This window comes from Exiguobacterium sp. s130 (assembly GCF_018619055.1).
Lineage (GTDB): Bacteria > Bacillota > Bacilli > Exiguobacteriales > Exiguobacteriaceae > Exiguobacterium_A.
Map to the genome: position 1 here is coordinate 128,199 of NZ_JACSNI010000003.1, position 21,543 is coordinate 149,741.

The following is a 21,543-nucleotide window of genomic DNA, read 5'->3' on the forward strand; positions in this document are numbered from 1 at the left end:
GCACCTGAGTGCCTTCAGTGTACACCTTTTTAGGAGCCTTCGGTTTTAGCAGTTTTGAAGAATTGTTCGAACCCAGGCAACTCCATCTGTGCGGCCGCTTTGATTCGTTCGAAATGGCCCTTGGCTTGTGCGAGCGTTCCTTCTGGGTCTTGGCGGAACTGTCCGCGATACACTTCAAGGAGTGCGTCCAGTTGTTCCAGTTCCTTAGCGATGATCAAATGCGCTTCCCGTGTCTGACGAAAACCTTCTTGCGTATAGTCCGGTGCATCGAAATGTGTGCTCGACGTGATCTCGATTGAGAGATTGGTATCATATACAAAGAGATCTTTTAATTCGTCTCTTCCGGCAAATTCAAATCTGGCAATGTCACCATCTTTTACATACGGTGTGAAACGTTGTTCCAGCTCGTCTGCTGCGACATAGATCGCGTTCATGTTCTCACCGATCCGTACGACACTTTCGATCGCTTCTGGATACTTCTCGACATCGGTCATCTCGGGTTCTGCTGGTTCTGCTTCTTCGACGATCGGTTCGGCGGTTTCTTCTTGCACCGGATCTTCCGTTTCCTTCGCTTCTGGTTTCTCCTCAACGACCTTCTTTTGTTCGATGGCTTTCTTCTGCGCTGTCTCTTGCTTCGGTTTACTCGCAACGACGGGGCCCTCCTGATTGAACCACTGGTAAGCACCCACTACGAGCAACAAGATCGCGAACACGCTGACAATCCCGACGAGGCGCCGTTTCGATCGTCGTCTATCCGAACGTTCTCTCTCTTCCAATTTATATCCTCCTTTAGCAAGAACCTTGCTAATTCCGTTGCGTTCCAGTTATGTTATGTATATCCATACTCATTCTAACTCAAACTGGTTCCCGATATGAGGCGATTTTTTGCGATCAAGGAAATATCATTCGACAAGGTCTGACGTTTCGTGTCGAACGATTGTATACCAAACGTGTCAAAATAATGTAATGGGTCTATTGCATTATTTTCCAAGATTATTTACTATGAGAAAAGAAGCAAATGTAGAATAAATGTTCGTATTTTATTTCGAAACGAGGCGGTCTTGTGTTAGCAGTGAAGAAGGTAGTTGAATCGAATCCGTCAATTGAGTCCATTCTGAACACGCAGCGGATCAAGCACGTACTGAATCCGCAAACTGGAAAGCTAGAGAAAGTTCCCTACACCTTAAATGACATGATGATAGAGGCGTTAGCCCATGAGAAAAAGGACAAAGAGTGAGAATCCTCACTGCTCGTCCTTCTTTTTTTCACTATTATTATATTCATTCAATGCTTCGTTCAATTGGAATCTATAAAAATTAAATAACGTATTCAATCGTTCTCTACCTAAAATATCGGCTTCCGATTCGGATATATTCAATAATTTCAATAAGGTCTTCTCTTCTGCCTTCAATATTAATTCTTGCTCAGACTTCGGATGAGGATCGTTGCTTCTAGAATATAGGTAATCAAAACTTGTATCTAATTTTTCTACTAGTTCCGGCATGACATCAGCCGGCGGAAACCGTTCACCCGATTCCCAAGCGCCATAAGCAGACTGCGATCTCCCTAATCGTTTTGCCATTTCCAGTTGCGTGATTCCTTTTTTAGATCGAAGTTCTCTTATTCGACTCGCCATCTTCGCAAGCCGTTCTTCCTCCGTCATGAACTGCACACCCTTTACTATAGTCTCCATCATATCGTCTCTCCTTCTATATAATGCGCCGAATTCCTCACAAAATGAATGTACTACAAAATGACCACGATATGACTGTTTCGAGGTCAATTGTACCCGATTTACAGGTATTTCCGCAAAACAAAGTAAAATAATCCCGTTTTACGGGTTGACTTACCCGTTTTACAGTTATATAGTAATAAGTGTAAGACAGACACAACGAAGAAAAGAGGTGACAAACATGCCAGAAGAAGTACGTCAGGCGCTTCGGATGAAACGTCTTTCGATCGGGATGACTCAGATTCACATCGCCAAGTGCTTGGGAATTCGCCCACAGATGTACAGCGATATCGAGCGAGGGAGACGCGGTCTACAAGTCGGACTGGCGTTAGCGATCGCGGAAATCCTTGAGGCTTCCGTTGAAGAACTTTTTTTTGCAGAAAAATACCCGATTTACGGGTAAATATTTAATTTAATACCCGTTTTACAGGATATCAAAGGTGGTGACATCATGCAAGAAGTGGTCATGTTGACCTTTACCCCAGAATCGCTCACGGCACTCATCGATGAACGGATTCAGGAAGCGCTCGACCAACACACCGCGAAGGTCTGGATGAGCGAGAAGGAAGCACGCGCATACACCGGTTTCTCCCATTACACGCTACACAATGCACGGGCAGACGGTGAACTCAAGGCGACGAAATGCAATCGACTGGTGCGGTATCACCGCGACGATCTCGATGCGTGGATGCGCAGCAAACAAAAATAAGGAGGAAACACAAATGGTCACAACAACATTCCAAATGCTCGCTGGCATCGATGCCAAGCGTAAGCAATCAATCCAAACAATCGATAGTCGAGAAATCGCAGACATGACAGGTAAGCGTCATGCGGATCTCATTCGTGACGTCGAACGCTACACGGAAGTCATGAGTCAAAACGCAAATCTGCGTTCTGATGATTTCTTCATCGAATCGGAATATCAAGCTGGCACTGGCAAGAAATATAAACATTATCTCGTCACTCGCAAAGGTTGCGACATGATCGCGAACAAGATGACAGGTGATAAAGGCATTCTCTTCACCGCAACTTACGTGGATCGATTCCACCAGATGGAACAAGAAGAACCGCTCGCCCTCACGCAAACGCAACTGACGGCACGCATCGCGATGCAACAAGCGGAGCAGGAACAACAATTGTCAGAACTCACGGAAGACGTCAGCTACTTGAAGAACTCGATGCGGATCAACACGACGGAAGAGTATCAAGTCAAGAAGTCCGGCAGCACGCAAGTCATCAAGGCACTTGGCGGCACTGACTCGAACGCCTACCGCGACAAATCGATCCGTTCGAAAGCCTACGCCCAGTTCTGGAGCGAGTTCAAGCGTCACTTCAAGATGGCACGATACGGCGACCTCGCGAAACGCAAGCTCGATGACGCGTTCGAGTTCATCACGGAATGGGCACCGGACACGGAACTCCGTCTGTTGATCAAACACGCGAACCAACAACTCACGATCGAGGAGGTCGGCTGATGATCGGCTACTTCTACTACCTCGGCATGATCAACCTACTTCTCGTCCCGGTCACGCTCGCTACCCTCTACGTGGAGCGTAAACAGCCATGGTTCTCCTAATTGGCATCGGCATCTTCATCATTGTCCTCTTGTTCAACTGGAGCGAGGTCAAACGGATTTACGGCAAATAAAAAAGCACGACACACAAGGCGTCATGCTCTCTGATTACTAGTCATATTCATTGTAGCATGCACCCTCACAAGGAGGAAACGATATGGTCACGACACACAAGATTAACCGCCAGCTTCCCGCGATCGTCCAGACGACGCCCGAGATCATGGCACTTGTCGCGAAGGGTCCGGTCAAGATCGACGCAATCCACGCGGCACTCGAACAATCGTACAAGCACATGGCAGACGCGTCACACCTGCTTCATAAGGACCACCCAGTGCACGCCTTCCTGAAGAAGATCCACGAAGAGCTGTACACGATCGAGAACGCCCTCGACGAACAGAACAACCTGTTCCTCGGCGCAGAGGAATCGATCGACGCGAAGGTGGTGTCAACGTTATGACACTCCAAACTCTCGCAGAACGGGCAACGGAAGTCGCAGAAGCCCAGCCGAAATTGATCGAACTGATTGAACTCATCATCGATGCTCACAATCGTTTCGGATTGAACGACGAGCAAAGTGCCGAACTGCAAGACTATACCAATCAAGCGATGGAGATTCTCCGGGATCTCGGACGCTAAGGAGGAAACGATGATGGATTTGAAACGATACGAACCAATCACAGGGCGTGAAGCGCTCGGGAAGTTACTCGAAGGAAAACGCGTCTATTTTAAAGCACAAGACGAAGTTCAGCATTACGAAATCTCTGACAATCAACTGTTAGTCACAACTTCACCTAGCGGATATTCATATGCGACGGTTCAGAGCTTTTTGAAAGAAGTGGATACAAACTGGTACGTCAAAAAGCCATTCGACGTCCGCGCTGAGATGCTAGCACGACCGAATGAGTGGGTCGGGGCATTCCGTGACTCCAAAAATGTATGGCACAAAATTGGACTGGATTCAAAATATATGGTCGCTGTCGAAACTAGGTTTGAAGAAATTAAACCAAATTGGAATGACGATCGTTGTGATATGGCTACGCTCGGCGAACTCAAAAAATGCATCCCGTTCGAAGACGTCCCAGAGGAGGAACTCACATGACAACCCTATACGCACTCTCCGCCCAGAAGCAGGAACTCCTGAACGCCATCGCCGCCTTCGACCTCGAAGATATGCAGGCATCGGACGTCATCGCCGACACCCTCGAATCGCTCGACGAAGCACTCGAAGGCAAGGTTGAGAGCGTGCTCCACTTCCGCCAGCATCTCCTGAACGAAGCCGCCGCGCTCAAGGCAGAGGAACAACGGCTCGCTGAACGCCGCAAGTTGCGCGAGGCGAAGGCGAAACGCCTGACCGAATACGTCGACGAGTGCCTGAGCATCGCGGACGTCAAGAAGCTCGAAACGGCGCTCTTCACGGTGTCCTACCGCAAGAGCACGAACGTCGAGATCACGAACGCGGACGCCCTGCCAGTTGGTCTCCTACGGACGAAGACGGTGCAGGAGCCGGACAAGACAGCGATCAGCAAAGCGCTCAAGGCAGGGGAAGCCATCGACGGCGCCCGGCTGGTCGACAAGATGAACCTACAAATCAAATAAGGAGGAACGGACATGAAACGATCAGACTCCATCGCAAGCATCGCGAAGGCACTCGCTGCCTTCCAGCAAGACGTGACCCAGCCGAAGAAGTCGGCGAAGAACCCACATTTCAAATCGACGTACGTCCCACTCGACAACGTGGTCGACAGCATCGCAGAGACGGCGCCTAAGCACGGTCTAAGCTACATCCAGACCACAGTGACCGAGAACGACAAAGCGGGCGTCCAGACGCTCCTCATGCACGAATCCGGCGAATGGATCGAGTTCGAACCGCTCCTGCTCCCGATCGGACAGAAGGCGACCCCGCAAGCGGTTGGTTCCGCCATCACCTACGCTCGACGCTACTCTCTCTCCTCGGTCTTCGGACTAGCGAGTGAGGTGGACGACGACGCGAACGGAGCAAGCGACAACGCCTCGAAGAACCCGACACCAAAAGCAGTCATGGCGACGAAGACAGAGCTCGACACGCTGAACAAGCTCGTTGACCTCTTCGCAGGGTTACGGAGCGTCTCCCGTGAGAAAGTCCTCGAAAGCGTCAACTGGGACGGACAGGGAGCACTCGAACGTGACTTCGCGGTCAAGATGAAAAGCGGTCTCGAAAGTTGGATCGATGCGGCGAAGAAGAAAGCGGCTGAAGCGAACAAGGAGGAATCGGCATGAAGATGATGGACGAATACGAGGAACTCGAAGAATGTTCCCGCTGCCAGCAGATGATCCCGTTCGGCGGGGATCGCGACGTCTTCGACCAGCTCGTCTGTGACGTCTGCTTAGAGGAAGAACGCGAGAACGCCCTGCACCACCAAGACTACGAAAAGAGCGTCCGTTAAGGGCGCTTGGGAGGAGATAAACCATGATTAACCGAGTTGTATTAGTAGGACGCCTTACACGAGATCCAGAGATGAAGTACACCCAGTCAGGCATCGCCGTCACACGTTTCACCCTTGCATGCGACCGCCAATTTACGCAAGACGGCAAACGCGAGACAGACTTCATTGATTGCACAGTATGGCGCAAACAAGCCGAGAACGTCGCCCAGTATCTGAAGAAAGGTTCCCTTGCTGGCGTCGAAGGGCGCTTGCAAATCAGCAGCTACGAGGACAAGGACGGACAACGCCGATACCGCGCAGAGGTCGTCGCAGACAGCGTCCGGTTCCTCGAATCGAAGAAGGACGGCGCATCGGCACCACAGACGAGCGCACCGAAACAGGAAGCACCAGCGCCAGCGTCGGGATTCGGAGCTGATCCATTCTCGAATCAAGCTGGCATCGACCTATCGGATGACGATCTCCCATTTTGACACGAAAGGATGACTGACAATGAGCACGTTCCGCATGGTCCACACCGACTTCTGGCGTGACCCGGTCGTGGTGGAGGAGTTCACACCGGAAGACAAGCTGTTCTTCCTGTATCTCCTCACCAACCCGGCGACGACGCAGATCGGTATCTATCGCATCACCCGCAAACAGATGGCATACGAACTCGGATACAGCCCCGAGACGATCAACTCTCTCATGCGTCGCTTTATCGAGCAGCACAAGATGATCGAATACAACGAGGCGAACCGTGAGCTTCTCATCATCAAGTGGGGCAAGAACAGCTACAAGAAAGGTGGCAAGCCGGTCGTCGATCTCGTCATGAAGGAACTGGCAGAAGTGAAGACGATCGAGTTCATCCCGAAAGCGGCTCGGTATATCCGGGTCGAAGGGGTGAGACAGGCGTTCGAGCAACACTACAATCGGGTGAAACCGCACAGTGAAGCCAATCTTGACGAATCGTACCACGAATCGTTAGACGAATCGTACCCCAAGAAGAAGAAGAAAGAAGAAGAAAAAGAAGTAGAAAAAGAACAAGAAGACCCGTTGATGTCGATCATCAAATTCATGGAACAAAACGGATACGGACTGGTCACACCTTACGTCATCGAAGAACTTCAACACCTCATGAAAGACCATGCACCAGACCTCATCGAGCAAGCAATCAAGATCAGCATCGAGAACAACGCCCGCAAGCTCAACTACATCAAGAAGATCCTCAGCAACTGGGAAACCGAAGGCATCACGACCCTCGCCGACTACCATGCGAAGACGAAGCCTGCTCCAAAGGAAACCGGAGGCTTCCTGTCGCTGGCGAACGGAGGGTAAAGACATGACCTTCGAAGAGACGGCGATCCTGCTCCATGCCATCGTCACCTACTACCCGAACGCCCGTCTCGAGCAGACCCGGCAGACGGTGAACGCGTGGCACAAGGTCATGGACGACTGTGACGCCAAGCAAGTGGAAGACAAGCTCCTCGCCTACGTCAAGGCGGGGAACCGCTTCCCACCGACCACTGCAGACCTTTACATCCAGAAAGCACCGTACCGACCCGAGCACGACCGCGAGAAGACCCTCGCCCATCTGAACACGATCCGCCATGACAGTGGCGTTGCATCCCGATTGACGGCACAAGAGAAGGAGGAGATTAAGCGTGTCAAACGAGACATCGAACGTAGCCTTTCTGAAAACTAACCAAGCGACGGAGGCGGAAGCGATCGTCATCGGGAGCATCCTGCAAGACGGCGATCTCCTCTCGACCTGCATCTTAGAGCCGAACGACTTCATGGATCCGCGCAACAAGACGATCTTCGAAGCCCTCCGCCAGATGGAGGAAGCGCAGGAACCGATTGAACTGCCGTCACTCATCATGGCGCTCGACAAGTCACTCGACCTGATCGGCTTCGACTACCTGACGGACGCGATCGAATCGGTCCTGACGACCGGGAGCTTTGGCTTCTACGTCGACAAGGTCCGCGAACTCTCGAAGGAGAGGGAAGCCCGACGCCTCGCGACCGCCTTCACGCACGACGAGTTGACGATCGATGAACTGCTGCACCAACTGACGGTACTCGAACTGGGCAAGCAAGTCGGGGAGAGCCAGACGATGAAGGACATCATGACCGACATGTTCCGCGACCTCAGCACCGAGAAGGGACTCGTCACCGGCATCCAGACCGGCTTCAACGAACTCGACCTCATGCTCGATGGTTTCAAACCGGGTGAGCTGATCGTCATCGGGGCGCGCCCTGCGATGGGAAAAACTGCCGTCACACTGAACTTCGGCAAGAACATCGCAGAACGTACCGTCGGGGTCTCGCTCTTCAACTACGAGATGGGCACCCTGCAAGTCGGACGTCGCCTGTTCGCCTCGATCTCGAACATCCAGACGAAGAACCTGTCGAACGGATCCCGCATGAGTCCGGAACACTGGGACAAATTCGCAGCACACGCCAGCCAAGCCGCCGCCCTCCCGATGAACATCCACAAGGCGACGGGGATGACGACCCGCATGATCCGACAAGCCATCATCCAGGACCGCAAACGCTTCGAACGGGAATACGGCACGACCGAGCACATCGTCCTGATCGATTACCTACAACTGATCACGAGCGCGATCCAGACGAACAGTGACAATCAACGCGTCGCCCAAATCTCCCGCGACCTCAAGGTCATGGCGCAACAGCTCGACGTACCGATCATCCTGCTCTCCCAGCTCTCACGAGGCGTCGAACAGCGTCAGGACAAGCGACCGGTCATGAGTGACCTACGGGACTCCGGCGCCGTCGAACAGGACGCAGACGTCGTCATGATGCTCTACCGCGACGAGTATTACCATCCGGAGACGGAAGACCGCAACACGGTCGACATCATTGTCACCAAACAACGAGAGGGGGCGACCGGGACGGTGAAACTCCTCTTCCAGAAAGAGTTCGGCAAAATCCTCTCCTACGAGGACCCGGCATATGTATGACGGTCAAGGAGCTGTACACGGAAGCCCTGCTCGAACGGGGACGGGCGAAACGGTTGAACGACATGACCTTGCTGCAACAAGCGGACGCCCTGATCGCGCTCATCGATGAACTACGGGCACGGCATTACCTGAACTGGAACGACGACACGCAGAAGATTCAGGAGCTACACGAACGACTGAAGACGAACCCGGCAGCGAACGAGCGGACGAATGACGCGCTCCGCTACCGGATCGAACAGAACCGTGCCCGGTGGGGCGAAAAACCAAAGGAGGAACAACGATGACGCCAGAGATCATCACCAAACAATTCAAGCGGGGCATGACGGTCGAACAGATCGCCACCCTGCATGGATTGGACGTCAAACAGGTGGAAGACATTACAAAGGATGTAAGCGTCGAACGGACCATCGGGGAGCAATACACACCGAAGAAAGAGAAAAAGTGGAGAAGTCCTCGCATCAATATCGACTTCGAAGAAGTAGAACGCCTGCTCAAGGAAGGAATGACGTTACCGAAAGTTGCGGAAGCAATCGGAGTAAAGTATCCCACCTTACGGATGCGTATCGATGATAACCCGAAATTAAGACAGTTGGCGCTAGAGGCATCGAACAAAACGAAATCTCACACTATGGTAGAACGCCATGCAGCCAAGAGAGAATCTGCTGTCACGACGGAAGTAGACGGCTTCTCGGAACGTTACACGGTCGAACAACTATCGAAGGAGGAACCAGAGATGACAGAAACCATCGCAGAAGTGAAGAAGGACGTACAGGAAGCCGTACCAGCACCGGTCGAGACGACGGAAGGCGTCAGCACATGGGAGTTGCTCGAAGAAGCCCAGCGCAAGGAAAACGCGAAATGGATCCACTTCATCGCGAGTCAGATGCAGAACGCGGTCATCACGAGCACGCTCGACGTCGAGGATCGCAACGGACAACTGGTGAAGGTCGAGAAGGTGACGTTCACACGGGTGCAGACGCTATGAATCCGGACGCTCGCGAGATCAAACGCAGACGACGCACCGCCCTTACGCTCTACACAGATGGTCGTTCGCTCGCCTATATCGGCAAGGCACTCGGCATGACCGTCTCGGAAGTGTACGGCTTGCTCGAACAAGAGGGCGTCGTCGAGATTCAGATTGAAGGCACCGGCATCAAGGATCCGCTCCTGGAGGCACCGATGATGCCAAAAAAGCAGAAGACGTACGAGGAGTTGCTCGTCGAGAACTTGCGGCTGCAAAGCGAGAACAAGCGGCTACATCTTCGCCTCGAATGCGTCGCAAACCGAAACCTAGCTCCAAGCTGACGCCGCCGATCGGGGAACGGACCTTCCGACGAGCAACGGGCGAAACCCGACGTGACGCCATCCTCAAGGACTTCACTGGACGCGGCTGGAAACTCATCGCGATATATGATCAGGAATTGCCGAAGACGACGCTTTACTCGCTCATATTCGAATACACAGGGGGCTGACATAGATGAAGATGACGAAAATCAAGCAGTTCAAGCAGTTGACGGATTACCTGTACAAATACGATGGGCGGATCGTGCTCATCAAAGGAGACCAGCAGTTGTCTCTCGCTTCGAAGCATGACCTCTACGACATCAAGAAAGGGACGCATCGCCAGCTCTCGTTCGGTGAAGCACTCCGTCTCTATCGCAAGGAAGGCTGGAAACCTTACGTGACGACCTTAGAGGCACGGGAGACGCAGACACGACGCTACGCCGGAAAGGAGCAGGAGGTGCGCGGATGGCGTGGACTGCACCGGGTGTGAAGCGGACGCATCTCTTGCGGGGCGTGACGCTGTACAAGATCGAGAAGGAGACGGGTGCGACGCAACGTGTCTGGCAATACGGGGATTTCATCGCACACGAATACGACACATTACGAAAGGACGGCTGGACGAGATGGCAAGAGCATCACAACGGGCAGGGAAAGAATTCGAAACGATGATCAATCAGGCGAATCAGGTCTACAAGCTACAAGGCAAGGCGCTCATCTTCAAGAGCGAGCCGGGCGTCAAGACGATCCGGGGCAACGCAGGCAAGATCGTCAAGACCATCTACGCCGAGGCGAACGGACTCGACTACTTCGGGACGCTACAGGGCGGACGGGGCGTGTTCTTCGAAGCCAAGCAGACGAAGGGCAAGAGCTTCCCGCTGAAAAACATTAAGGCGCATCAGGCGGAGACGATCCGCACGCTCGACAAGCTCCATACGACCACCTTCCTGCTCGTCCGATTCAGCGACGTAGGCAAGATGTACCTCTTACCGCCAGACGCGTTCCTGAAGGCGTGGGACGGCTGGACGAAATACAGCAACCGGGCATCGATCCCGCTCGCGACGTTCGAGGCATGCGGGACGGAGATCACGGCGTCGCAGGGGTGCGCGGTGGACTGGATGGACGCGATTAAGGGAGAGGGGTGAAGTTATGGAATTCTTACGATTACTCACGAAAACAGACGAATCGTTCCAATCTTTTGAACATCTTCGTTACGGAAACGGTATTTCTTTATCGATTCAAGCGGGTTGGGCTTACTATTGTCACCCTCGAATTGATACGGATAAGGAAGACTACCGCTCGATGGAATTAGCTATCAAGATTGGCAGTCAATTCGTATCTGCGAAAGATGTCACGAGTGATGAAGAAGTGGTCGCTAGTCTCGAACGGTATTACGACGGATCGGTGCATGGTTTCGTACCGATTGAAATCATCGAATCACTGCATCAAGCGTTAAAACGTCAATAATCGCCCCATCACTTAGCTAGACGACTAGAAAGGAGAAGGCAATGCCTAGCCCGTCACGACGCCCAACGGAACAAGAATTTCGATACCTGATGCTAGACGTCGGCTTGACACGCAAGGAACTCGCCGTTCATTACGGCGTCACCAAGACGACGATCGACACGTGGGTCCATTTCTTCGAGATTGTGCATTACGGGCGGTGGAAACTCCGCCCCTCTGACGAGGAACTGGAAGCCCTCTACGACCGGTTCAACAGCGAGCCGGACAGACGCGACCGCATGCAACGCAAACGACGCCTCGCACAGGAATGGGGCGTCAGCGAGCATACGGTGAGCGATTGGTTCAAACGGGTCGAGACGATCCGCTTCAAGCAACACATATCCCACACATAGAAGGAGCTACCACATATGACACACGAACCGCAACCGCTCATCATCAGCCAGTCGACACTCGAAGCGATCTGCGAGAAGCAGGTCTTGCTCGACCACAGCATCTGCGAATCCCGTGGCATCACGCCGGATGAGTTCGCCTATGATCTGCACAGCAAGCGCTACGTCGCCCTGCTCGTCGAAGCAGGCGAGATGATCAACGAGACGAAGACGTTCAAGTACTGGAGCAACAAGCGCATGGATCCGACGAAACTGCTCGAAGAAGCAATCGACTGGCTCCACTTCTACTGCTCGCTACTGATGACGGACTACCCGAAGAAGACGCCGCGTGCGATCGAGTATGACCGTGCCCAGTTCGACCGCCAGACGTTCGTCTTGCAGAACGAGACGTTTGATTACCTCTACATCAACCTCTTGCAGGCGAATGACACGTCGAAGATGCTCGCCGCGTGGTCGCTGATCCTGGAGCGACTCGGCTACACGGAAGAGGACATCCTGAACATGTACGAGCGGAAAAACGGTCGGAATTACGAAAGAATCGCGGAGGGATACTGATGCAGGAGAAACTAGTCGAGCTCCGATTGTCAAAGGCACAGCGAAAAGCCGCAGCGAAGCATTTGAAGGAATACTTCACCTTGCCGAGTCGGATCGAGTCGAAGAAGGCGATGGCAGAAGCAGCGGCGACGAAGATGACACCAGGATATCATCCGAGCGAGGTCCAGACGAATCAAGCGCCATCGAGCAAGATTGAACGGTACACGATGGTCATGAGCGAAGTCGCCTACCTCGAGAAGCGGTACGCCCTCTTGCATACGATCTACAGCACGCAAATCGACGAACAACAGCGGGAGCTCTGGGACCTGCTCTACGATCCGCGCTATTATCGGAGTGATGAAGGCGTCATGCGAGACATGCACATCGGGACACGCAAACAGTATTACCGCATCAAGCACAAGCTACTCGTCCGGATCCATGAGCACTTCGGAGAGGAATACTGAGGGGCATGCGCCTCTCGGTGGTTCGGGATAAAAGTAAATCTAATCAGGTGCCGACATCAATGTCGGTAGCAAAAGGGAGATGACGAGATGAACAATAGAACATTGATTAAATCATGGGAAGAACTCGACCAGTGCAAGTCAGACACTCACTATCTAAAGATTGACTTGGATATGGGCTGTGGTTGGGTGAAAAGCAAAACGAATGCAGAAGATCGTCTCTATCTCTCAACTCATTCTTTTTACGGTTCTTGTCACAAAGGAACAACACAAATTCTTCAAGAACGAGGATTCGCAGTTGAAATCGATAATTGGGACAACCAATGATGCAGGACGGGATCTACGCCGCGACCTATACGAACGATCAGGGACGGCATTTCGGACAGCTCGACGTCGAGGGGGATGCGCTTCACTTCACGTCGTGGGTCAAGCACTACAAACACAGCGAATATCCGCAACGAGGGCGCGTCATCAGCCGTTCACGCGTCTGGGTGATGCAAGGGGATGTCGAGGTACACGGCAAGTGGGACGAGGCACAGGAGGCGCGTTTCGCGGCAATCAAGCGCAACCTCGAACGGGAGATCGCGCAAGGGGATTACCAGGAGAAGTTATTTTGATCGACAAGGAGAATGAGCGATGAAAAGCATTGAGTTATTTGCTGGCATTGGTGGCATTGCACTGGCGACCGAATGGGCAGGGATCGAGACGGTTGCCTTTTGCGAACAGAACACCTTCTGTCAAAAAGTCCTCGCGAAGAATTTCCCGGATAAGCCGATCTACGATGATGTCTGTACGTTAACAAAAGAAACTTTAATCAAGGATGGGGTGATCACACACGATGGAACAATTGACATTATTTCCGGTGGATACCCTTGTCAGCCCTTTTCCCTTGCTGGAAAGCAACGAGGCGAAGCGGACGAGCGCTACCTATGGGGCGAGTTCTTCCGACTCGTCCAAGAGATTCGACCTACTTGGGTCGTTGGCGAAAACGTATACGGACACGTTAACAATGGTCTATCCGTCGTCGTCAATGACTTGGAAGAAGAAGGTTACGAGGTCCGGGCAATCGTTCTACCAGCTGCAGACGTCGGCGCGCCCCACAAGCGTGAACGGGTCTTCGTGGTTGCTCGCCACCCCGACTGCCAGCCAGTCGTACAAGAAGATTCGACCACTCGCCCCATCGGAAGCGAACGGGAAACATGGCAAAGTGTTACCTGGAAGCATTGGCGAGAATTTTCCGAACTACATTGGTCAGTACCCGAACCCGGAATTTGTCGAGTGGATGATGGGATTGCCAAAGGGGTGGACCGAGATCGATTGATCGCGTTAGGGAACGCGGTGGTCCCGCAACAGATCTATCCGGTGTTTAAGATGATCGCGAATTACTAGGAGGGGTGGCATGAGTACATGGAAGCAACGCATGACCTTGACCCATACCGAATGCACGGAAGCGATCCAGATGCGTCAGAAGGGCGTACACGTCGAGCAGATCGCACGGCACTTGCACGTCGGAGAGGCAACCGTCATCCGCTACATGAAGCATCACGGGCTATACGGGGCATGGCGGAAGGCAATCAGTGGAACGGTGAGCAAACCGAATAGAGGGAACCGGGACGAGATCCCGTTCTTCTACCTCTATCATCTTCGCTACAACTGGGGCTGGTCGTATGAACGGATCGCGAAAGACTTCGGGTGCTCGATACGCAAGGTGCAAAATGCCATGAAACGACATGGATTTATTGGAATGGAGGAAGCAGAATGACAGAATGGTTTGAAATTGTAATCGGGTTTATTTTAATTGCAATCACTGCTTGTATGGGTATCGGGATCGTTTGGATGATTGCCAATGAAATAGCAGAATTAATTATGTCGGATAGACTGAATCCTTTCCATCACTTCAAAGAACGTTTCCGAGGTGTTACGACGAAGTACGAAACGTATCAAGTTATGAGTATCCGCTACAAAGAGGATCAAGACTATGACTACAACAATCTTATTTACATCATCGACGATAATGCCCGAGTGCCAGTAACGTGTCCGAAACAAGAAAAAAGTATGATACGACAATTACAAAGATTAAATCCAGAAATGGAAATCCACATCAAAGCCAAGGTTGATAAAGGGAGATTGGAATTGATTAAAGTCAAAGGCTACACGGTGAAATGAGGTCCGTATACACCTGCAGAGGTGGATGTGTTTTTCGAGGAGGGGAAAGAATGAGGTTCAAGAAGCAAAGAGGAAACAAGCGGAACATGTTGCCAGAAGGATTTTTGAGTGATTTCATGTCTCTGCAATGGGTCATGTATTGGAAAATGGTAGACCAAGCGAAACGGCAGCGCTTCTACAAATGCCGCAAACGCAGTCGTAAGGCAGGTAGATTGCTAAGTGCGAGATCCTACAATATGGTTCGGGAAGAATACAAGAAAAGAGGAGAATGGAAATGAATAAAGAGGAATTGCAACAAAAAATCGATAATGCATCCAAGTATGAATCATCACGAAAGGATCACGTCATCGAATGCCCTTTGTGTGATACACCTAACCGTCTCAATCTAGATAATGCACATATTCGCATTTTGTTAAACGAAAACGAAGTATTACGGCGGAGTGTAGCAAGGTGGGAGAAAAGTTACGACGAGATCATTGAATCACAAAAGAGATTAATAGACATTTTAACGGGCACGCCAACGAAACGAGGTGAGACAGAATGAATACTTTGCTTATTATCGCATGTGGCATCGGCATCGCCCTCATCGTCATGCTGGCATTCGTGGCTACCTTATTTATTTTACAACGGAAGGCTTTCAACAAAGCAGTGGAAGAATCGGATCGTGAGTGGGAAGAACGACGGCAGGAATTTAATCAGAAGGTCCAGGAAATGAACGAACATTACGAACAACGTGTGAAGAAAATGAAAGAAGAAAGAATGGAACATTTTTTCGGTGTAGGTTACGACAGGGAGAGTAGACGATGATTACAAACTTCATGCGTGTCATGCGGAAGTATCGGATTAGGAAAGACATGATTATGAAGGATATGACAGACCGAATCGGAATCAGACTATCGGAACTGTCGGCAATCGAAAGTGGAGTGCAACCATTGACACGAAGCTATGTAGAACGGTTGAAGACGGAGTTTGATTTCACCGCGGAAGAACTAAGCGAAATAGAAATGTGCCTAAAAAAGAAAGAATAAGCAGGCGTCCTTCGGGGCGTCTTTTTTGAGGGGTACTAAAAGGGAACTAAAACGGGTACAAGTGGTACGCTTTTCTGCGATATGCTTGTACTGTGATAGTTTACATGTCCCTCCTTTCATGTAGGACGTCACACCAACAGGCGAGACCCGGATCATCCACTCCTTGCGTGATTCGACCATCGCCTCTTGCCAACAGCGCATGACGCAGCCACACACATAAGGAAGACGATCCAGTCGGGCGGAGTGGTCGTGCGTTGTTTGCAGGATAAGCCAGAGCAATGTATGTAGTAGTACTGTTGCCGCAGTTATATGGATTGCGAGCGTTTGTCCGAACAACCTTTCCTAGCGTAAGGGAAATAGCAACCGTCTGCAGAGGTGCCAGGCGGTTTTTTCGTGTCCTGCAACCAGTGGGTACCGCCCGTTGCTTGGAGTACACGAAGGGAGAGAAGGCACTTGTCGAAACTGAAACTGCATGACCGCGTGAAGACGACGTATAAATCCTTGCCGAACCGTAGTGGTGTGATCAAGACGCTGTTCAGCGAGACAGCGATTATCTGCATTGAGGATTGCGATGGGCGTACGAAGAACGAGAGTCACATGTTGTACCGGTTGACGTTAGACAGGGGCGAACCGCCCGGAGTGAGGTAAGGGAGGAAGAAGCATGAATTTTGATACATGGTTAGAAAACGTAGGGTTAAAAGCATTGCCGAAAGAAGGCGAAGAGTATAAACGAAAAGGATACGAGCATGCTCTAAACGTTAAGGTGATAGCTGTTACCAAAGACGGTACAATGGCTAAAATAGACACCGTAATAGGAACCCTTGAAGTATCTACCGCGTTTCTAGTAAAAGAATATGACAAAGTAACGTAAGGCGCCCTAACCGGCGTCTTTTTTTGTGCCTTGCATCGAGCGGATGTTGTCAGTTGGATGCAGAGCATAAGAGAGAGGGGGAACGCACTATGGAGCTACAAGGAATTGTTTATTGCATCACCAACAACGTCAATGGCAAGCAATATGTCGGAGTTACAGGGCGTTCACTTGAAAAGAGATTCGCGGAACACTGTAAAGCAGATACCTACATCGGAAAAGCGATTCGGAAGAATGGTGTGGAGAATTTCACTGTTCAAAAAATCGATACAGCCGTAACGAAAGAAGATTTGATGCAGAAGGAAATCGCGTGGATTCAGAAGCTCGAAACGTTCGGTAAAGGATATAACCAGACGTTAGGTGGTGAAGGGGTAATCGTCACGCCTAAGTTGGAGATCGAACTGACAGAGAAGCAAAACAAGTTCTTGCGATTCGTTGATGCGGAGAATCAGAAGGAGCTAGATGTCACGGATACGATGCAGATGGTCAGAGCGACGATGCTCAACGCCATCTATCTGTATTTGATTCCGGAGTACGAGAGCGACAAGAAGCAGGCGGCTAAAATGCTCCTTCGTTTCAAGGACCGATTCAAACGTGAAATCTTCCGGTTGAACTTATTCAGCGAGGACGAAGTGAGCCAATATGCAATGAAATGAAGGCAGATAAATGCCAATTTTGGAGGTGATGACTTTGGCTACTGAAAACATGATAAAGGCTGTCAGGCTAATGGTTCGCACTAGCATGAGCCAGAAGGAAATCGCCAAAGAAATTGGCGTTAACGAAACGACCATCTCGAAGTGGAAAAACCAGAGCGATTTCGACGAAGTCCGCTTCCAAGAAGAACGTCAATACTTAGGTGATTTGGCGGCTCCGGCACTACGAACGATGAAGGAACTATTGAACGCGAAAAGTGAACTGGTACGGTACAACGCCGCTTCGGACATTCTGGATCGTACTGGCTTCAAGCCTGTTGAGAAGCAGGAACTTGAAATCACTACACCGACGTTCGTCGAGGATGTGCCCGAGGATGATTGAGGGTCCAGTCGTCAGCATCAAAGATTTAATCGGAGGCGGGTACAACCGCTTCTGGCATGATAAATCGTTCTACCGCGTCGTCAAGGGGTCACGGGGGTCGAAGAAATCGAAGACCGCTGCCATCAACTTTGTCGAACGGATCATGAAACACCCGTGGGCGAACCTGCTCGTCGTGCGTCGCTTCTCGAACACGCTGAAGCAATCGACGTACACCGACTTGAAGTGGGCGATCGCGCGGCTTGGCGTCAAACACCTGTGGAAGACGAACGAGTCCTTGCCGGAACTGACCTATAAGCCGACGGGGCAGAAGATTCTATTCCGTGGACTGGACGACCCGCTCAAGATCACGTCGATCACCGTCGAACACGGCATGCTGTGTTGGGCATGGTTCGAGGAAGCGTTCGAGATCGAGACGGAGCACAAGTTCTCGACGGTCGTCGAATCGATTCGGGGTAGTCATGAGGCGGACGACTTCTTCAAGCAGGTCACGATCACGTTCAACCCGTGGAGCGAGCGACACTGGCTCAAGAAGGTGTTCTTCGATGAGGAGACACGACGGAGCAACACGTTCGCCACCACGACGACGTTCCGCGTCAATGAATGGCTCGATGAGGTGGATAGAGCGCGGTACGAGGACTTGTACCACACGAACCCGCGTCGGGCGAAGATCGTCTGCGATGGCGAGTGGGGGATTGCCGACGGACTGGTATTCGAACGGTTCCGCGTCGAGGAATTCAACCGACGGGATGACCTACCGAACTATGCCGGGCTCGACTTCGGTTTTGCGACCGATCCGACCGCGTTCATCGACATCCAGATTGATGAGGAGAACAAGAAGCTATACGTCTGTGACGAGCACTACCAGACGGGCATGCTCAACAGCGAGATTGCCTCGATGCTCAAGTACAAGCAGGTCCACAAGCGCCATATCGTCGCGGACAGCGCGGAGCCGAAGACGATTGAGGAATTACGTCGCTCCGGCATCACCCGCGTCACAGGGGCACGCAAGGGCAAGGACAGCGTCATGCACGGGATCACCCGCCTGCAGGAGTACGAGATCATCATCCATCCCCGCTGTACGAACTTCATCATCGAGATCAATAACTATGTTTGGGACAAGGACCGCTTAAGTGGCGAGTCCATCAATAAACCGATTGACGATTACAACCACTTGATGGATGCGCTTAGGTATGCCGTCGAGTATCTCCACGTCAAGCCGAAGAAGCGGCGTGAGGGAAGAAAATTGAGTTTCTAGGAGGTGGATAGATGAAAGCACATTTGATCAAGAGCGCGGATAGCGTGACCCTGCCCGTCGTCAAGTCACTCCTCACGGAGTCAGAGAGCGGGGCGTGGGTGAGCGCACCGTATGACCGCAAGTCGCTCCGCTTGATGGTGGAACAATCGACCATCCTACGACAAGCGATCGACGCCTATGCCCACAACATCGCAGGGTACGGGTTCTTGCCTGAATACGTCGAAGAGACGTCGAACGATACCGCGAAGGAAGCGGAATGGAACAGGTTGCAGGAGACGCTCGACTGGATGGGGTTCGACGAACCACTGACGAAGATCTTCAAGCAGCTCGTCAACGACCGCGAAACCATCGGAGAGGCGTTCATCGAAGTGTTGCGGGACAACAAGGGCGAAGTCATCGAACTGGTCCGCGTCAATCCCGACGACATGGAGGTCAGCAAGCCGGGCGCTCCCGTCGAGGTGACGATTGAACGGATGGGCGTCAAGAAGACCGCTCAACGGGCATTCCGACGTTTCCGACGCGGGCAGAAGCAATTCTTCAAACAATTCAACGACCCGCGACCGATGGACCGCCTGACGGGTGACTACTTATCTGAAGGACAGCCGGGAACGGCAACGGAGATCGTGCACTGGAAGCTCGGAGACGCCGATTACGGTGTTCCGCGCTGGATTGGGCATGTTCCTTCACTCGCAGGGGCGCGCAAGGCAGAGGAACTCAATTACCGCTACTTCACGCAAGGGCGTCACCTACCTGGTGCGCTCATCATCTCGGGCGGGGAGTTATCCGAAGCCAGTGAAGCGCAACTGACGCAGTATGCGAACGACATCGGCAACGAGAACGCCCAGCACAAGTTCCTCGTCATCGAAGTCGACGGGATTGACGACGATCCGACGGGGGAGAGTAAGCAAGGGGCGAAGGTCGAACTCAAATCGATGACCGACATGCTCCAGAAGGACGCCTTGTTCCTCGAATACGACGACAAGGCACGGGACAAGCTGTTGTCCGTCTTCCGCTTGCCTCCAGTCTATGTCGGCTTATCGAGCGACTACAACCGCGCCACGGTCGAGGAAGCGCGCCGCATCGCAGAGGAACAGGTCTTCCAACCGGAACGCGTCGAGATCGAGATGCTATTCAATCGCTTGTTGCTCCCGTCCTACGGCTTCAAACATGTCAAGGTCGCACTCGGGGCACCAGAGCTCACGGATGGCGCACTGATCATCGCAACGCTCGATAAGGCAGGGGCATCGCTCTCCGTCAACGAGAAGCGTGCGGTCATCGGTCCATTGCTCGGCAAGGAACTTGAACCGCTAGCTGACGAGAAATACGACCTCCCTTCGGGTGACGCTGTCCCTTCTCCTACACAGGAACTCGCACAAGCGACGGGAGAAGCCTTAGCCAAGGCAGAGGGCGGTGTCATCAAGGACGTGCTCAAAGACGTACGTGACGAGCTCACTGAGCTGAACGATGTCGTCGGTGGTTGGAAGGGTGAGGGCGATGTGTGACATCTCCTTCATCACGAAGGCGGACGACGATGAACTGCGCGGTCTGCTGAAGGACTTCCCGGAAGTCGAATACCTCATCGAACGGATCAACGGACTCGAAGCGGTCTTGGCAAAGCTCCTGCGGGAGCACCGGAAGGATTACATCACCGCGATCAACCTCTTCTACGAGGAAGTCGGTCAGACGATGGGCTTTGCGTTCCAGATGGGACTGCCGGGCGTCCTAGCGAGTACGACGATGGCACCCGCTGTCTCGCTCGCCTTGATGCCACACCTGCAAGAGGTCGCGTCTCACATCGCTAGCACGACGATGGCACGCATCGATAAAGACGTCGTCTTCCAAGCGATCAGTCCGAGCCGCATCCGCTTCATGCAAGCCTACAGCGACGAGCTGGGGCGCGTGCTCGACCAGAACACGGCGAACAAGGTGACGCAAGTCATCGCGAGCACCCTAGAACAGCGTGGAAGCGTCCATGACGTCATTCAAGCGCTGAAGGATGAACCGGACTTCGACCGCGCACGGGCACGCCGCATCGCCATCACGGAGACGCTCACTGCTGCCAGTGTCGGGGACGACGAAGCCTACCGGCAATCACCCGCTGTCACGGGCGTCGAGTGGTTACACAGCGGAGGGCGCAAGAACAAGCCCCGTGCTTCTCACGTCGCACTCAGCGGCACGCAGAAGGGGCTGAATGACTTCTTCGACGTCGAGGGCGAACTGGCACGCTATCCGCGCGACACGTCCTTATCCGCGAAACAACGCATCAACTGTCACTGCACGACGACGCCCGTCGTAGATCCGAACATCCTCGGCTTATCGGCTGAAGAGAAGAACGCGATCCGTCAGGGCGTCATCGCACAATTTGAATAGGAGG

At 52.3% G+C, this 21,543-nt stretch carries 38 protein-coding genes; 35 read left to right on the top strand and 3 right to left on the bottom strand.

Annotation, left to right across the window (positions count from 1 at the left end; translation table 11 throughout):
- Nucleotides 1-29: 29 nt before the first annotated feature.
- Nucleotides 30-776 carry a hypothetical protein gene (locus tag HZS85_RS08180; protein WP_214854912.1) on the bottom strand — a complete coding sequence of 249 codons (747 nt, stop codon included), beginning with the start codon at nt 774-776 and terminating at the stop codon, nt 30-32.
- A 467-nt stretch (nt 777-1,243) separates the two neighbouring features.
- Complete coding sequence (locus tag HZS85_RS08185; RefSeq protein ID WP_214854914.1) at nt 1,244-1,696, bottom strand: helix-turn-helix domain-containing protein; 453 nt, start codon at nt 1,694-1,696, stop codon at nt 1,244-1,246.
- Between the two features lie 217 nt (nt 1,697-1,913).
- Here HZS85_RS08185 and HZS85_RS08190 point away from each other — a divergent pair, with 217 nt between their 5' ends.
- The 19 genes from HZS85_RS08190 (at nt 1,914) to HZS85_RS08280 (ending at nt 11,436) form a co-directional block, all read left to right on the top strand.
- Nucleotides 1,914-2,135, top strand: a complete 222-nt coding sequence (locus HZS85_RS08190; RefSeq protein ID WP_214854916.1) for a helix-turn-helix transcriptional regulator — start codon at nt 1,914-1,916, stop codon at nt 2,133-2,135.
- Nucleotides 2,136-2,198: 63 nt separating this feature from the next.
- A complete protein-coding gene (locus HZS85_RS08195; protein WP_214854919.1) occupies nt 2,199-2,441 on the top strand; it encodes a helix-turn-helix domain-containing protein in 243 nt (80 codons plus the stop codon).
- 13 nt (nt 2,442-2,454) lie between these two features.
- The gene (locus tag HZS85_RS08200) at nt 2,455-3,207 is read left to right on the top strand and encodes a Rha family transcriptional regulator (protein WP_214854922.1); all 753 of its coding nucleotides are present in this window, start codon (nt 2,455-2,457) and stop codon (nt 3,205-3,207) included.
- 255 nt (nt 3,208-3,462) lie between these two features.
- Nucleotides 3,463-3,762 (top strand): hypothetical protein, encoded by a 300-nt coding sequence (locus HZS85_RS08205; RefSeq protein WP_214854924.1) that lies wholly within the window; start codon nt 3,463-3,465, stop codon nt 3,760-3,762.
- The gene (locus tag HZS85_RS08210; RefSeq protein WP_214854926.1) at nt 3,759-3,941 is read left to right on the top strand and encodes a hypothetical protein; all 183 of its coding nucleotides are present in this window, start codon (nt 3,759-3,761) and stop codon (nt 3,939-3,941) included. Before HZS85_RS08205 ends, HZS85_RS08210 begins: the two co-directional genes overlap by 4 nt.
- A 13-nt stretch (nt 3,942-3,954) precedes the next feature.
- On the top strand, nt 3,955-4,404 hold the full coding sequence (locus HZS85_RS08215; protein WP_214854927.1) for a hypothetical protein: 450 nt from the start codon (nt 3,955-3,957) through the stop codon (nt 4,402-4,404).
- Nucleotides 4,401-4,901 (top strand): siphovirus Gp157 family protein, encoded by a 501-nt coding sequence (locus HZS85_RS08220; RefSeq protein ID WP_214854928.1) that lies wholly within the window; start codon nt 4,401-4,403, stop codon nt 4,899-4,901. Before HZS85_RS08215 ends, HZS85_RS08220 begins: the two co-directional genes overlap by 4 nt.
- 12 nt (nt 4,902-4,913) lie before the next feature.
- Complete coding sequence (locus HZS85_RS08225; protein WP_214854929.1) at nt 4,914-5,561, top strand: ERF family protein; 648 nt, start codon at nt 4,914-4,916, stop codon at nt 5,559-5,561.
- Nucleotides 5,558-5,728: a hypothetical protein gene (locus HZS85_RS08230; protein WP_214854930.1), complete on the top strand. Its 171-nt coding sequence runs from the start codon at nt 5,558-5,560 to the stop codon at nt 5,726-5,728. Before HZS85_RS08225 ends, HZS85_RS08230 begins: the two co-directional genes overlap by 4 nt.
- A gap of 23 nt (nt 5,729-5,751) precedes the next feature.
- Nucleotides 5,752-6,198 (top strand): single-stranded DNA-binding protein, encoded by a 447-nt coding sequence (locus tag HZS85_RS08235; protein WP_214854931.1) that lies wholly within the window; start codon nt 5,752-5,754, stop codon nt 6,196-6,198.
- Nucleotides 6,199-6,217: 19 nt separating this feature from the next.
- On the top strand, nt 6,218-7,042 hold the full coding sequence (locus tag HZS85_RS08240; protein ID WP_214854933.1) for a DnaD domain protein: 825 nt from the start codon (nt 6,218-6,220) through the stop codon (nt 7,040-7,042).
- Nucleotides 7,043-7,046: 4 nt separating this feature from the next.
- Nucleotides 7,047-7,409: a replicative helicase loader/inhibitor gene (locus HZS85_RS08245; RefSeq protein ID WP_214854936.1), complete on the top strand. Its 363-nt coding sequence runs from the start codon at nt 7,047-7,049 to the stop codon at nt 7,407-7,409.
- Entirely contained in the window at nt 7,369-8,688 is a 1,320-nt protein-coding gene (locus HZS85_RS08250) for a replicative DNA helicase (protein WP_214854937.1), read from the top strand. The genes HZS85_RS08245 and HZS85_RS08250 overlap by 41 nt, the downstream gene beginning before the upstream one ends.
- Complete coding sequence (locus tag HZS85_RS08255; protein WP_214854938.1) at nt 8,685-8,972, top strand: hypothetical protein; 288 nt, start codon at nt 8,685-8,687, stop codon at nt 8,970-8,972. The genes HZS85_RS08250 and HZS85_RS08255 overlap by 4 nt, the downstream gene beginning before the upstream one ends.
- A complete protein-coding gene (locus tag HZS85_RS08260; RefSeq protein ID WP_214854939.1) occupies nt 8,969-9,673 on the top strand; it encodes a hypothetical protein in 705 nt (234 codons plus the stop codon). The genes HZS85_RS08255 and HZS85_RS08260 overlap by 4 nt, the downstream gene beginning before the upstream one ends.
- 492 nt (nt 9,674-10,165) lie before the next feature.
- Nucleotides 10,166-10,462, top strand: coding sequence for a hypothetical protein (locus tag HZS85_RS08265; RefSeq protein ID WP_214854940.1), 297 nt, complete (start codon nt 10,166-10,168; stop codon nt 10,460-10,462).
- A complete protein-coding gene (locus HZS85_RS08270) occupies nt 10,438-10,641 on the top strand; it encodes a hypothetical protein (RefSeq protein ID WP_214854942.1) in 204 nt (67 codons plus the stop codon). Before HZS85_RS08265 ends, HZS85_RS08270 begins: the two co-directional genes overlap by 25 nt.
- Entirely contained in the window at nt 10,596-11,114 is a 519-nt protein-coding gene (locus tag HZS85_RS08275; RefSeq protein ID WP_214854944.1) for a Holliday junction resolvase RecU, read from the top strand. The genes HZS85_RS08270 and HZS85_RS08275 overlap by 46 nt, the downstream gene beginning before the upstream one ends.
- A gap of 4 nt (nt 11,115-11,118) precedes the next feature.
- Nucleotides 11,119-11,436 (top strand): Rossmann-fold NAD(P)-binding domain-containing protein, encoded by a 318-nt coding sequence (locus HZS85_RS08280; protein WP_214854946.1) that lies wholly within the window; start codon nt 11,119-11,121, stop codon nt 11,434-11,436.
- 92 nt (nt 11,437-11,528) lie between these two features.
- On the opposite strand, the gene HZS85_RS08285 is transcribed toward HZS85_RS08280, so the two are convergent.
- Nucleotides 11,529-11,819, bottom strand: a complete 291-nt coding sequence (locus HZS85_RS08285) for a hypothetical protein (RefSeq protein ID WP_214854949.1) — start codon at nt 11,817-11,819, stop codon at nt 11,529-11,531.
- 21 nt (nt 11,820-11,840) lie between these two features.
- Between HZS85_RS08285 and HZS85_RS08290 the strand changes: the two genes are divergently transcribed.
- The 16 genes from HZS85_RS08290 (at nt 11,841) to HZS85_RS08365 (ending at nt 21,539) form a co-directional block, all read left to right on the top strand.
- Complete coding sequence (locus tag HZS85_RS08290; protein ID WP_214854952.1) at nt 11,841-12,377, top strand: dUTP diphosphatase; 537 nt, start codon at nt 11,841-11,843, stop codon at nt 12,375-12,377.
- The gene (locus HZS85_RS08295; RefSeq protein WP_214854955.1) at nt 12,377-12,820 is read left to right on the top strand and encodes an ArpU family phage packaging/lysis transcriptional regulator; all 444 of its coding nucleotides are present in this window, start codon (nt 12,377-12,379) and stop codon (nt 12,818-12,820) included. The genes HZS85_RS08290 and HZS85_RS08295 overlap by 1 nt, the downstream gene beginning before the upstream one ends.
- Nucleotides 12,821-12,907: 87 nt before the next feature.
- A complete protein-coding gene (locus HZS85_RS08300; protein WP_214854958.1) occupies nt 12,908-13,144 on the top strand; it encodes a hypothetical protein in 237 nt (78 codons plus the stop codon).
- Entirely contained in the window at nt 13,144-13,434 is a 291-nt protein-coding gene (locus HZS85_RS08305) for a hypothetical protein (RefSeq protein WP_214854960.1), read from the top strand. The genes HZS85_RS08300 and HZS85_RS08305 overlap by 1 nt, the downstream gene beginning before the upstream one ends.
- A gap of 19 nt (nt 13,435-13,453) precedes the next feature.
- On the top strand, nt 13,454-14,206 hold the full coding sequence (locus HZS85_RS08310) for a DNA cytosine methyltransferase (protein WP_214854962.1): 753 nt from the start codon (nt 13,454-13,456) through the stop codon (nt 14,204-14,206).
- Nucleotides 14,207-14,216: 10 nt separating this feature from the next.
- Nucleotides 14,217-14,579 (top strand): helix-turn-helix domain-containing protein, encoded by a 363-nt coding sequence (locus HZS85_RS08315; protein WP_214854965.1) that lies wholly within the window; start codon nt 14,217-14,219, stop codon nt 14,577-14,579.
- Nucleotides 14,576-14,983 (top strand): hypothetical protein, encoded by a 408-nt coding sequence (locus HZS85_RS08320; protein ID WP_214854968.1) that lies wholly within the window; start codon nt 14,576-14,578, stop codon nt 14,981-14,983. Before HZS85_RS08315 ends, HZS85_RS08320 begins: the two co-directional genes overlap by 4 nt.
- A 274-nt stretch (nt 14,984-15,257) precedes the next feature.
- Nucleotides 15,258-15,527: a hypothetical protein gene (locus tag HZS85_RS08325; RefSeq protein ID WP_214854971.1), complete on the top strand. Its 270-nt coding sequence runs from the start codon at nt 15,258-15,260 to the stop codon at nt 15,525-15,527.
- A complete protein-coding gene (locus tag HZS85_RS08330; RefSeq protein ID WP_214854973.1) occupies nt 15,524-15,790 on the top strand; it encodes a hypothetical protein in 267 nt (88 codons plus the stop codon). Before HZS85_RS08325 ends, HZS85_RS08330 begins: the two co-directional genes overlap by 4 nt.
- Nucleotides 15,787-16,011, top strand: coding sequence for a helix-turn-helix domain-containing protein (locus HZS85_RS08335; RefSeq protein WP_214854975.1), 225 nt, complete (start codon nt 15,787-15,789; stop codon nt 16,009-16,011). Before HZS85_RS08330 ends, HZS85_RS08335 begins: the two co-directional genes overlap by 4 nt.
- 661 nt (nt 16,012-16,672) lie before the next feature.
- Entirely contained in the window at nt 16,673-16,882 is a 210-nt protein-coding gene (locus HZS85_RS08340; RefSeq protein WP_214854977.1) for a hypothetical protein, read from the top strand.
- Between the two features lie 89 nt (nt 16,883-16,971).
- On the top strand, nt 16,972-17,535 hold the full coding sequence (locus tag HZS85_RS08345; protein WP_214854979.1) for a GIY-YIG nuclease family protein: 564 nt from the start codon (nt 16,972-16,974) through the stop codon (nt 17,533-17,535).
- A 49-nt stretch (nt 17,536-17,584) separates the two neighbouring features.
- Nucleotides 17,585-17,914: a phBC6A51 family helix-turn-helix protein gene (locus HZS85_RS08350; protein ID WP_214855950.1), complete on the top strand. Its 330-nt coding sequence runs from the start codon at nt 17,585-17,587 to the stop codon at nt 17,912-17,914.
- Nucleotides 17,907-19,169 carry a PBSX family phage terminase large subunit gene (locus tag HZS85_RS08355; RefSeq protein ID WP_214854980.1) on the top strand — a complete coding sequence of 421 codons (1,263 nt, stop codon included), beginning with the start codon at nt 17,907-17,909 and terminating at the stop codon, nt 19,167-19,169. The genes HZS85_RS08350 and HZS85_RS08355 overlap by 8 nt, the downstream gene beginning before the upstream one ends.
- A gap of 11 nt (nt 19,170-19,180) precedes the next feature.
- Nucleotides 19,181-20,671: a phage portal protein gene (locus HZS85_RS08360; RefSeq protein ID WP_214854982.1), complete on the top strand. Its 1,491-nt coding sequence runs from the start codon at nt 19,181-19,183 to the stop codon at nt 20,669-20,671.
- A complete protein-coding gene (locus HZS85_RS08365) occupies nt 20,664-21,539 on the top strand; it encodes a phage minor head protein (protein ID WP_214854985.1) in 876 nt (291 codons plus the stop codon). Before HZS85_RS08360 ends, HZS85_RS08365 begins: the two co-directional genes overlap by 8 nt.
- Nucleotides 21,540-21,543: the final 4 nt, after the last annotated feature.

What these genes read in the sequence shown, in the direction of transcription:
- HZS85_RS08185 (WP_214854914.1), bottom strand. Translation starts at nt 1,696, where the DNA reads ATGATGGAGACTATAGTAAAGGGTGTGCAGTTCATGACGGAGGAAGAA.
- HZS85_RS08190 (WP_214854916.1), top strand. Translation starts at nt 1,914, where the DNA reads ATGCCAGAAGAAGTACGTCAGGCGCTTCGGATGAAACGTCTTTCGATC.
- HZS85_RS08195 (WP_214854919.1), top strand. Translation starts at nt 2,199, where the DNA reads ATGTTGACCTTTACCCCAGAATCGCTCACGGCACTCATCGATGAACGG.
- HZS85_RS08200 (WP_214854922.1), top strand. Translation starts at nt 2,455, where the DNA reads ATGGTCACAACAACATTCCAAATGCTCGCTGGCATCGATGCCAAGCGT.
- HZS85_RS08205 (WP_214854924.1), top strand. Translation starts at nt 3,463, where the DNA reads ATGGTCACGACACACAAGATTAACCGCCAGCTTCCCGCGATCGTCCAG.
- HZS85_RS08210 (WP_214854926.1), top strand. Translation starts at nt 3,759, where the DNA reads ATGACACTCCAAACTCTCGCAGAACGGGCAACGGAAGTCGCAGAAGCC.
- HZS85_RS08215 (WP_214854927.1), top strand. Translation starts at nt 3,955, where the DNA reads ATGGATTTGAAACGATACGAACCAATCACAGGGCGTGAAGCGCTCGGG.
- HZS85_RS08220 (WP_214854928.1), top strand. Translation starts at nt 4,401, where the DNA reads ATGACAACCCTATACGCACTCTCCGCCCAGAAGCAGGAACTCCTGAAC.
- HZS85_RS08225 (WP_214854929.1), top strand. Translation starts at nt 4,914, where the DNA reads ATGAAACGATCAGACTCCATCGCAAGCATCGCGAAGGCACTCGCTGCC.
- HZS85_RS08230 (WP_214854930.1), top strand. Translation starts at nt 5,558, where the DNA reads ATGAAGATGATGGACGAATACGAGGAACTCGAAGAATGTTCCCGCTGC.
- HZS85_RS08235 (WP_214854931.1), top strand. Translation starts at nt 5,752, where the DNA reads ATGATTAACCGAGTTGTATTAGTAGGACGCCTTACACGAGATCCAGAG.
- HZS85_RS08240 (WP_214854933.1), top strand. Translation starts at nt 6,218, where the DNA reads ATGAGCACGTTCCGCATGGTCCACACCGACTTCTGGCGTGACCCGGTC.
- HZS85_RS08245 (WP_214854936.1), top strand. Translation starts at nt 7,047, where the DNA reads ATGACCTTCGAAGAGACGGCGATCCTGCTCCATGCCATCGTCACCTAC.
- HZS85_RS08255 (WP_214854938.1), top strand. Translation starts at nt 8,685, where the DNA reads ATGACGGTCAAGGAGCTGTACACGGAAGCCCTGCTCGAACGGGGACGG.
- HZS85_RS08260 (WP_214854939.1), top strand. Translation starts at nt 8,969, where the DNA reads ATGACGCCAGAGATCATCACCAAACAATTCAAGCGGGGCATGACGGTC.
- HZS85_RS08265 (WP_214854940.1), top strand. Translation starts at nt 10,166, where the DNA reads ATGAAGATGACGAAAATCAAGCAGTTCAAGCAGTTGACGGATTACCTG.
- HZS85_RS08270 (WP_214854942.1), top strand. Translation starts at nt 10,438, where the DNA reads ATGGCGTGGACTGCACCGGGTGTGAAGCGGACGCATCTCTTGCGGGGC.
- HZS85_RS08275 (WP_214854944.1), top strand. Translation starts at nt 10,596, where the DNA reads ATGGCAAGAGCATCACAACGGGCAGGGAAAGAATTCGAAACGATGATC.
- HZS85_RS08280 (WP_214854946.1), top strand. Translation starts at nt 11,119, where the DNA reads ATGGAATTCTTACGATTACTCACGAAAACAGACGAATCGTTCCAATCT.
- HZS85_RS08290 (WP_214854952.1), top strand. Translation starts at nt 11,841, where the DNA reads ATGACACACGAACCGCAACCGCTCATCATCAGCCAGTCGACACTCGAA.
- HZS85_RS08295 (WP_214854955.1), top strand. Translation starts at nt 12,377, where the DNA reads ATGCAGGAGAAACTAGTCGAGCTCCGATTGTCAAAGGCACAGCGAAAA.
- HZS85_RS08300 (WP_214854958.1), top strand. Translation starts at nt 12,908, where the DNA reads ATGAACAATAGAACATTGATTAAATCATGGGAAGAACTCGACCAGTGC.
- HZS85_RS08305 (WP_214854960.1), top strand. Translation starts at nt 13,144, where the DNA reads ATGCAGGACGGGATCTACGCCGCGACCTATACGAACGATCAGGGACGG.
- HZS85_RS08310 (WP_214854962.1), top strand. Translation starts at nt 13,454, where the DNA reads ATGAAAAGCATTGAGTTATTTGCTGGCATTGGTGGCATTGCACTGGCG.
- HZS85_RS08315 (WP_214854965.1), top strand. Translation starts at nt 14,217, where the DNA reads ATGAGTACATGGAAGCAACGCATGACCTTGACCCATACCGAATGCACG.
- HZS85_RS08320 (WP_214854968.1), top strand. Translation starts at nt 14,576, where the DNA reads ATGACAGAATGGTTTGAAATTGTAATCGGGTTTATTTTAATTGCAATC.
- HZS85_RS08325 (WP_214854971.1), top strand. Translation starts at nt 15,258, where the DNA reads ATGAATAAAGAGGAATTGCAACAAAAAATCGATAATGCATCCAAGTAT.
- HZS85_RS08330 (WP_214854973.1), top strand. Translation starts at nt 15,524, where the DNA reads ATGAATACTTTGCTTATTATCGCATGTGGCATCGGCATCGCCCTCATC.
- HZS85_RS08335 (WP_214854975.1), top strand. Translation starts at nt 15,787, where the DNA reads ATGATTACAAACTTCATGCGTGTCATGCGGAAGTATCGGATTAGGAAA.
- HZS85_RS08340 (WP_214854977.1), top strand. Translation starts at nt 16,673, where the DNA reads ATGAATTTTGATACATGGTTAGAAAACGTAGGGTTAAAAGCATTGCCG.
- HZS85_RS08345 (WP_214854979.1), top strand. Translation starts at nt 16,972, where the DNA reads ATGGAGCTACAAGGAATTGTTTATTGCATCACCAACAACGTCAATGGC.
- HZS85_RS08350 (WP_214855950.1), top strand. Translation starts at nt 17,585, where the DNA reads ATGATAAAGGCTGTCAGGCTAATGGTTCGCACTAGCATGAGCCAGAAG.
- HZS85_RS08355 (WP_214854980.1), top strand. Translation starts at nt 17,907, where the DNA reads ATGATTGAGGGTCCAGTCGTCAGCATCAAAGATTTAATCGGAGGCGGG.
- HZS85_RS08360 (WP_214854982.1), top strand. Translation starts at nt 19,181, where the DNA reads ATGAAAGCACATTTGATCAAGAGCGCGGATAGCGTGACCCTGCCCGTC.
- HZS85_RS08365 (WP_214854985.1), top strand. Translation starts at nt 20,664, where the DNA reads ATGTGTGACATCTCCTTCATCACGAAGGCGGACGACGATGAACTGCGC.